This window comes from Porticoccus sp., from assembly GCF_041592135.1.
Lineage (GTDB): Bacteria > Pseudomonadota > Gammaproteobacteria > Pseudomonadales > Porticoccaceae > Porticoccus.
Genome location: NZ_JBFHQR010000112.1, coordinates 1 through 8379 on the forward strand (window position 1 = coordinate 1; position 8379 = coordinate 8379).

Consider the following 8379-nt stretch of genomic DNA (forward strand, 5'->3'; position numbering starts at 1 on the left):
AAATCCGGGTCGCTGCTGGTCTGGCCGTCGTAGCGCACCTGCAGTTCAACGATTTCGCCCCGGCCCAGCTGGTTGCGATCCACGGTGGCGGTCAGGTTGTCGGCCCAGCTGTGAAAACTGAGCAGCAGCGCGGCGAGGATCAGCCATTGGCAGGGGGATGTCCGGTTAACGGCGATAGTCATGGGTGATTACCATCTTTGCTCGGTATTGCCCGGCGGGTTAATGCCGTGGCGTTGTTCGAAATTGCGTTTTTTGGCTTCGTAACGGAATTTTTCCCGCAGCAATCCACCGGGATCATCGGGGATTTTGCGCAACCACTGTTCCATGGCCTGTTTTTCCTCGTCGCTCATCTCCGGGGCGGAACCCTGTTGTGGTTGACCGGATGGCTCCGCCGGCTGTTTTTCAGCGTCTGCCGGTGCGCCCGGTTGTGGCTGCCCGGTCTGTTGTTGCGGTTCAGAGGGTGGCTGTTGCTCCGACTGTTGCTGCTGCGGAGCTTTTTCGGTTGAACTCTGCTGGTCGCTGTTTTCGCTGTCGTCCTTCGGTGGCGGCGAGGAGGATTGATCCTGCTGCGGATTGTCCGAGGACTGATTTTGCCCGGAAGGCGGCGAGTTTTCACCGGCCTGATCGCCGGACTGTGACGGGTTCTGCTGGTTCTGTTGCTGCTGGTCGTTGGCGGAATCGCTCTGCTGGTCTTGCTGCTGATTCTGTTGATTCTGCTGTTGCTCGAGCAACTGTTGCACCAGCTTGCGATTGAACTGTGCGTCTTCCATTTCCGGCTTCTTGGCCAGTGCCTGGTCATAACCCTGTAGGGCCTCCTCCAGCTTGCCGGCTTTGGCCAGGGCATTGGCGCGGTTGTACAGGGCGCTGGCGGCATCCTGCTGATAAAGCTGTTGCGCGCTGTCGTAGTCGCCGTTGCGGTAGGCGGCGGCGGCTTTCCAGTCGGGATCTTTAAAGGTCTGCTGGGCACTCTGCGTGTCGCCGCTGGCCATCGCCTGGGCCGCCTGCTGGTCGGCTGTCTGCCACAGGTCATGCCAGCCGAAGGCCAGGGCCTGTTGCGGACTGCCCAGCAGCGGTAACAGCAGCAGTCCCGCCAACAGGCCCCGGCGGAAGGCCAGTAACAGAATCGGCAACATGGGCAACACCAGCCAGTAGCCCAGGTCGTGCCAGCTGTCGAAGGTGCGCTGCAGCTGTTTGCCGGGCGAACCGGGTTCCATGCTGAAGCCCTTGGCGAGGTAGAGAATATCGCTGTCGTCCGCGCTGAGGCCGCTGTAGCGGCCGTCAAAATCGCTGGCCAGCTGTCGCAGGGCGGACTGGTCCAGTTTCGGGATGACGATGGCGCCGCCGTTGTCTTTGGCAAAACCACCCTGGCTGAGGGGAATGGGCGCCCCTTCCGGGGTGCCGATGCCCAGTACCGAGACGCGGAAATCCCCCACATCGTTCAGCAGGGAAGACAACTTGTCCCTGGCGTTGGGGGACACGCCATCGGTTATCAACAGAATATCGGCCCGGTTGAGTCCTGCATTCAGGGCCAGTTCAATGCCCTTGCTGAGAGCTGACTCCACGTTGCTGCCCTGGCCTGGCATGATGTTCGGGTCCAGGGCCGGCACCAGTGCCGCGATGGTGGCGGCATCATCGGTGAGGGGGCTGACCACGAAACTGTCGTCCGCGTAGGCCACCAGCGCGGTGGTGCCTTCCTTGCGCTGTTGCAGCAGCTCAATCAGCTTCAGGCGAGCGCGGGTGAGGCGATTGGGTTTCAGGTCCTGGGCCAGCATCGAGGGCGACAGATCAAACAGCACCAGCAGGGCACTTTCCTGTTTGTGGACCGGCAGCGGGGCCTGCTCCCAGGTGGGGCCAGCCATGGCCAGGGCCGCCAGAATCCAGCCGGTCAGGGCGGCGGCCACCAGTGAGTGACGCTGTTTGACGGCACTGCCGTCCACCAGCAGCGGCCACAGCTCCGGCGCGATCACCTGCTGCCAGCTGCCGCCGTGGTGTTGTTGCCGCAACAGCCACCAGGCGGCGGCCAGTGCCGGCAGCAGCGACAGCAGCCACAGCGGGCGCAGAAAATGGAAATCGGCCAGGGTGGTCAGCACGGCCATCAGCGATTCCCCCGACTGGTCAGCGGGGCCAGCAACAGGCTGGACAGCAGCGCCAGGCTCAGCGGCCAGTAAAACAGCGCCTTGCTGGGGCGCAGGGTTTCCGCCTCCTGTTCCACCGGTTCCAGTTGATCCAGTTGCCGGTAGATCTGCTGCAATTCTTCCGGGTTGCGGGCGCGGAAATAGCGCCCGCCGGTCTTGTCGGCGATGGCTGTCAGGGTACCTTCATCGAGATCCTGGGAGGGATTGACCCGGCGGGTGCCAAAGAAACTGCGCTCCAGCATGACGTCGGCGCCGATGCCGATGGTGTAGATGGTGACGCCTTCGTGGGCGGCGATATCAGCCGCTTCCAATGGCTGTACTTCCCCGGCGGAGTTGGCGCCGTCGGTGAGCAGGATCAGCACCCGGTGATTCTGGGGCCGCGATTGCAGTCGCTTCACCGCCAGGCCGATGGCGTCGCCGATGGCGGTGCGGTCGCCGGCAAAGCCGATTTGCGCTTCCCCGAGCAGGGTATTCATGGTCTGCCGGTCAAAGGTCAGCGGTGTTTGCAGGTAGGGGCGGGTGCCGAACAGAATCAGGCCGAGGCGATCGCCCTGACGGCGTGTCACAAACTCGCTCACCACCTGTTTGACGGCGGTGAGACGATCCACGGATTCCCCCTCCAGCACCATGTCGGTCTGCTGCATGCTGCCGGAAATATCCACGGCGATCAGCAGGTCGCGGCCGGTGCTGGGCAGTGCCACCGGGTCGCCGATCCAGGTGGGCCGGGCGGCGGCCAGCAGTGTGCCGGTCCAGGCGAGGATCAGCAGCACCAGGCTGAGCCACTGCCAGTAACCTGCCTGACGGCGGGTTTGTGTCCGGGCCGCCAGGGCAACGTAGACCGGCGCCTTGAGTGCCGGCGTCAGGGTTTCGGTGCGGCGGCGCAGGAGCCGGTAGAGCAGGGGTAGCGGCAATAACAGCAACAGCCAGGGCCACTCAAAGCTCAGCATGGTCTACCCCGGCGATGTCGTTTGATCCAGTGTTTTGCCAGGGTTTGCAGTCCGTCCAGCGCCCCTTCGGGAATCTGCGGGTTGGCCTGATAGGGTAAATCCCGGAGCTGATGTTGCAGCGCTTCGTCAAACGGCGGTTTGCGACAGCCCAGGTTCAGGCGCGTCAGCAAGCGCGGCAACAGTTCCGATTCCAGCCCCTGGCCGGGGTAGGCGGTTTTGGCGGTGCGGCGCAGCAGTGCCAGAATGGCCTGGCACCGTTCCAGTGGTTGCCGGGCGTGTGCGGTTTCCAGTTGCGTCAGCGCCAGCAGGGCCTCGCGCCGGTAGCGATTGGCGCGCTGATGCATGATCAGCCAGCGGACAGTGAAAATGAGGGTGGCGATGAGCAGCAGTGCCAATAACCACCAGCCCGGTGCGGGGGGCCACCAGCCCACCGGTTCCGGCAGGTGGATATCCCGCAGTTGTGCCAAAGGATCCTGGGGATTCACCGGCGGCGCCCCTTCTTTTTGCGGCTGTAGGCCTGTTGCAGGACCGGCAATACGGATTCGGCGGTATCAAAGGTCAGCAAGCCCATCCGCAGCTGGCCGGCCAGTTGCCTCAGTTTGCTCTGGCGATCCCGAAACTGCTGTTCAAACTGCTGGCGCAACTTGCCGTCGCGACTGTTCAGGGCAAAGCGCTGCTCGCCATTGCTGACCTGATAGAGGGCGGGGGGCGGCAGGGCTTTTTCCAGGGGATCAAACACCTGGCAGAAGGTGATATCGCAGTGGCGGGCCAGTTCGAACAGGTGTTGCTCGCAATCCCGGTCGAGGTCGTGGAAATCGCTCACCAGGAACAGGGTGGAGCCGGGCAGGGCCACCCTGCGGCAGTCCCGCAGGATAGTCGCCATGCTGTTCTGGCCGGTGTCCGGCCGGGTCAACAGTTCACTGAAATCCCGCAGCCGGTGAATCAGTTGCAACACCGCGTGGTGGCTGCGCCGGGGGCGAATTTCCACCTGCTGCCGGGCGCCGACGATCAGCCCGCCCACCCGGTCGTTGGCATTCAGCCCGGCCCACCCCAGGGCGGCGGAAAGCTGGCAGGCGACCACGGATTTCAGTGCGCGGGAGCCAAAGAACATGCCGGGGCGCAGATCCGTGACGATCAGCACCGGTCGCTCCCGCTCTTCCCGGAACAGCTTGGTGTGGGGTGTGAGGGTGCGGGCGGTGACCCGCCAGTCGATGGTGCGGATGTCATCCCCCGGCTGGTACTGGCGCACCTCCTCGAAATCCATGCCGCGGCCACGACTGCGGGACTGGTGGCCGCCCATCAGTGCCGTGCGCGCCATCAGTCTGGGAAAAAAATTCAGTTCCCTGGTGCCATGGCGCATGCCCACCAAGGTGGCGACATCGGCGATAGCCGGGTTGTTGAGGTCCGGGTCGGTCATGGATCAGGCGGAGGGAACGTTGGCAATCAGGGTGTCGATCACCCGGTCCGGATTAATGCCGCTGGCTTCGGCCTCGAAGCTGAGAATCAGCCGGTGGCGCAGCACATCGTGGGCGACAGCGCGGACATCGTCCGGGGAGACGTAGTCGCGGCCGTTTAGCCAGGCATTGGCGCGGGCGCAACGGTCGAGTGAAATGGTGGCCCTGGGGCTGGCGCCGTATTCCAGCCAGCTGCCCAATTGCTCGCCGTACTGGGCCGGGTTGCGGGTGGCGAGGATCAGCTGGACGATATACTCCTCCACCGGTTCCGCCATATGCACGGAGAGCACTTGTTTTCTGGCCTCCAGCAGGGTTTCCACGGAAATTTCCTCCACCGGCTCGGTCGGGGTGTTCAGGGCTTCGCTGCGGGCCAGTCGCAGAATTTCCCGCTCGGCTTCCGCCGCCGGGTAATCCACATTGACGTGCATCAGGAAGCGATCCATCTGTGCTTCCGGCAACGGGTAGGTACCTTCCTGTTCAATGGGATTCTGGGTGGCCATCACCAGGAACAGCCGGGGCAGGGGGTAGGTGCTGCGCCCGACACTGATTTGCCGTTCCGCCATGGCTTCCAGCAGTGCCGACTGCACCTTGGCCGGGGCGCGGTTGATTTCGTCCGCCAGCACCAGGTTGTGGAAAATCGGCCCCGGCTGGAACTGGAAACTGCCGTCTTCGGGACGGTAGATGTCGCTGCCGGTGATATCGGCGGGCAACAGATCCGGGGTGAACTGGATGCGGTGAAAGTCGCCGCTGATGCCCTCGGACAGGGTCTTGATGGCCTTGGTTTTGGCCAGGCCCGGCGCGCCCTCCACCAGCAGGTGACCATCGGCCAGCAGGGCAATAATCAGTCGATCAATCAAGTGCGGTTGGCCGACGATCTGGCCGTTGAGGAAGTCGCGGAGTTGCAGGATTTTTTGCTGATACATCATGCTGGTGGTTACTTCTTGTTTGGTTGAGGCGATGGATTGTAATGCCTATGGGCCGGCAACCCAAACAGGCGCGACCCGACGAGGTTAATCTAGACTGTAGGTGCTGGACGAAGTTCAGTTATCAGGCGCAGGAGCGCATAATTGGCGGGTATCGATAAAAAAATAATCAAAGGAAGGGGTGCGATGCAGGTAGTTTCAAAGGGGGATTTCTTTTCCAGTCTCGAGGAGCAGTTTCGGCACCTGTATGCGCCGCAACTGGTCAGTCAATTGCTGCCCTTTGCCCACAAGCTGTTTGACCTGTTTCCTTTGGAGGAGTTGGCCGAAGAGCGCATTGAGGATATTCAGGGCTTCGTGCGCAGCCTCTACAACTTTGTCGGCAAGATCGACCCGGGGCGCGCCAAGGTGCGGGTGTTCAATCCGGTGCTGGAAGAGGATGGCTGGGTCAGCGATGCCACGGCTATTTTTGTCCTGCAGCGGGATATGCCTTTTCTGGTGGATTCGATTCGCATCCTGCTGAACCGCGCCGGCATGGACGTGCAGGTGATCAAGAGCACAGTGCTCAATGTGGTCCGCGATGCTGAAGGCAACCTGGTTGACCCCTTTGGCAGCGCAGATGATCCCGACAGCCGGGCCGAGGCATTGATTTTCATTGATGTGGACCTGCACAGCGTGCGGGACGAGCTGCAGGCGCTGGAACACGAAATCCTCGACGTGCTGGGGGATGTGGAGGTGGTCACCGACGATTTTCGGCCGATGACGGAGCAGCTCGACAAGGTGATCGGCGAAGTGCGGGAAAACCACGCCAGGCTGCCCCACGACGAAGCCTCGGAGCTGGCTGCGTTCCTGGAGTGGCTGCGGGACGGCGCCTTTATTTTCCAGGGTGTGGCCGAGTTCCGGCTGTTAAAAGGGCGCCACCAGCCGGGCCTCAAACCGGTGACAGAGCGGCAGCTGGGTATTTTCAGGCGGCACCATTTGACCGGTGACAAGGTTCTGCTCACCGAACTGAGCGCGGGTATCCAGGCTTTTTACGGGGATGTGGCGCCGATGGCCTTTACCAAGTCGTCCTGCCGCTCCCGGGTGCATCGCCAGGCCTATGCCGATTTTATTGTCCTCAAGCATTACGATCGCCAGGGTGAGGTGGTGGGTGAATACCTGTTTATGGGGTTGTATACCTCGGCGGTCTATCGCATCAGCCCGTTCCAGATACCGCTGATTCGTCAGCGCGTACAGCGCGTGCTGGAGCGCACCAGCTTTCTGCCGGGCAGTCACGATTTCAAGGGACTGCGCCAATTGATCGAGGTGCATCCCAGGGATGAGTTGTTCCACTCTTCAGTGGATGAACTCTATGAGACCCTGATCGGCATCTGGCAGATCAGTGAGCGCCGCATTGTGCGGCTGTTTGTCCGCGTCGACCCGTTTGAAAAATTCGTCAACTGCCTGGTGTACATGCCGCGGGACACCTATCGCACCTCTATTCGCACGCACATCGAGGAGGTATTGAAGGCGGAGTTCGATGCGGAGGAATGTGAATTCAACACCAGCTTTTCCGAGTCCATCCTGGCGCGCACCCAGTATGTGTTGAGGATCGACTCCAGTCGCCACCGGGACGTCGACCGGCGCGCGCTGGTCAACCGTATCGTCTCCATCACCCAGGACTGGGGCGATGACCTGGAGGTGGCCGCTCTGGAACAGTGGGGTGAGGAGCAGGGCCGCATCATGGCCGAGAACTACCGGGATGCCTTCCCGGCCAGCTACCGGGACCACTTTGATCACCGTTCGGCCATCCACGATATCGGGCTGTTCCACAAGCTGCGGGGCGAAGGTGAGATCGCCACCAGTTTCTACCAGCCGGTCGGCGCGGAACGCAATGTGATGCGCTTCAAGCTGTTTCACCGGGAGCAGCAGCTGGAGTTGTCCGAGCTGGTGCCGATGCTGGAAAACCTCGGTTTCCGGGTGCTGGGCGAACACCCCTACCAGATTCTGCCCCACCCGGGCGGCCACATCTGGCTGCACGATTTCACCCTGCGGTTTGCACTGGATGTGGATGTGGATGTGTCGCTGGTGCGCAATGCCTTTCAGGATGCCTTCGTGGCGGTCTGGGCGCGGCAGACCGAAAATGATCGCTTCAACAATCTGGTGGTGGGCGCCCGGCTGGAATGGCGCACGGCGGCGCTGTTGCGCTTGTACGCCCGCTACATGAAACAGCTGGGCAGCAATTTCAGCCAGGATTTTATCGCCGATACCCTGGCGGCCAACCTGGAGGTGACGCGCAACCTGGTGGCGCTGTTTCGCTGTCTGTTCGACCCGAAACTGTTGGAATCCCACGGCGAGGAATACGGCCGTGCCGAGCGCCTCAATGACAAAATTCTTGAAATTCTCGATCAGGTCAGCAACCTCAACGCCGACCGGGTACTGCGCAGTTACCTGCAATTGATCAACGCCACCAAGCGCACCAATTTTTTCCAGCCGGACGACAGCGGCGAGAACAAGCCCTATATCTCGGTAAAACTGGCGCCCCGGGAACTCAGTGATGCCCCGGAGCCGCGTCCACTGTTTGAAATTTTCGTCTATTCCCCGCGCATGGAAGGGGTGCATCTGCGGGCGGGCAAGGTGGCGCGGGGCGGGTTGCGCTGGTCCGACCGATTGGAGGATTACCGCACCGAAATTCTCGGCTTGGTCAAGGCCCAGCAGGTCAAGAATGCCGTGATCGTGCCCACCGGCGCCAAGGGCGGTTTTGTCGCCAAACAGGTGCCGCGCAACGCCAGCCGCGAACAGCTGCTACAGGAGGGGATCGCCTGCTACCGGATGTTTGTCTCCGGCCTGCTGGATCTCACCGACAATGTGATGGCGGGGGAGGTGATACCCCCCAAATCGGTGGTGCGCCGGGATTACGACGATCCCTACCTGGTGGTGGCGG

7 protein-coding genes are annotated in these 8379 nt (G+C 62.0%); 1 reads left to right on the forward strand and 6 read right to left on the reverse strand.

Annotated features, from left to right (window positions below; translation table 11 throughout):
* The 6 genes from ABY948_RS09730 to ABY948_RS09755 all read right to left on the reverse strand — a co-directional run.
* On the reverse strand, positions 1–182 hold a 182-nt coding region (locus ABY948_RS09730), incomplete at its 3' end, for a hypothetical protein (protein ID WP_461482339.1).
* A gap of 6 nt (positions 183–188) precedes the next feature.
* Positions 189–2096 carry a VWA domain-containing protein gene (locus ABY948_RS09735; protein WP_461482340.1) on the reverse strand — a complete coding sequence of 636 codons (1908 nt, stop codon included), beginning with the start codon at positions 2094–2096 and terminating at the stop codon, positions 189–191.
* Positions 2096–3082, reverse strand: a complete 987-nt coding sequence (locus tag ABY948_RS09740; protein WP_461482341.1) for a vWA domain-containing protein — start codon at positions 3080–3082, stop codon at positions 2096–2098. The genes ABY948_RS09735 and ABY948_RS09740 overlap by 1 nt, the downstream gene beginning before the upstream one ends.
* Positions 3076–3567: a DUF4381 domain-containing protein gene (locus tag ABY948_RS09745; RefSeq protein ID WP_461482342.1), complete on the reverse strand. Its 492-nt coding sequence runs from the start codon at positions 3565–3567 to the stop codon at positions 3076–3078. The genes ABY948_RS09740 and ABY948_RS09745 overlap by 7 nt, the downstream gene beginning before the upstream one ends.
* On the reverse strand, positions 3564–4499 hold the full coding sequence (locus ABY948_RS09750) for a DUF58 domain-containing protein (protein WP_461482343.1): 936 nt from the start codon (positions 4497–4499) through the stop codon (positions 3564–3566). The genes ABY948_RS09745 and ABY948_RS09750 overlap by 4 nt, the downstream gene beginning before the upstream one ends.
* 3 nt (positions 4500–4502) lie before the next feature.
* Positions 4503–5462 carry an AAA family ATPase gene (locus ABY948_RS09755; protein ID WP_461482344.1) on the reverse strand — a complete coding sequence of 320 codons (960 nt, stop codon included), beginning with the start codon at positions 5460–5462 and terminating at the stop codon, positions 4503–4505.
* Between the two features lie 183 nt (positions 5463–5645).
* Here ABY948_RS09755 and ABY948_RS09760 point away from each other — a divergent pair.
* The coding region (locus tag ABY948_RS09760; protein WP_461482345.1) for an NAD-glutamate dehydrogenase domain-containing protein at positions 5646–8379 on the forward strand (2734 nt) is incomplete at its 3' end.

Excerpts from the sequence above, each read along its gene's own strand:
- ABY948_RS09735 (WP_461482340.1), bottom strand. The coding sequence starts at position 2,096 with ATGGCCGTGCTGACCACCCTGGCCGATTTCCATTTTCTGCGCCCGCTG.
- ABY948_RS09740 (WP_461482341.1), bottom strand. The coding sequence starts at position 3,082 with ATGCTGAGCTTTGAGTGGCCCTGGCTGTTGCTGTTATTGCCGCTACCC.
- ABY948_RS09750 (WP_461482343.1), bottom strand. The coding sequence starts at position 4,499 with ATGACCGACCCGGACCTCAACAACCCGGCTATCGCCGATGTCGCCACC.
- ABY948_RS09755 (WP_461482344.1), bottom strand. The coding sequence starts at position 5,462 with ATGATGTATCAGCAAAAAATCCTGCAACTCCGCGACTTCCTCAACGGC.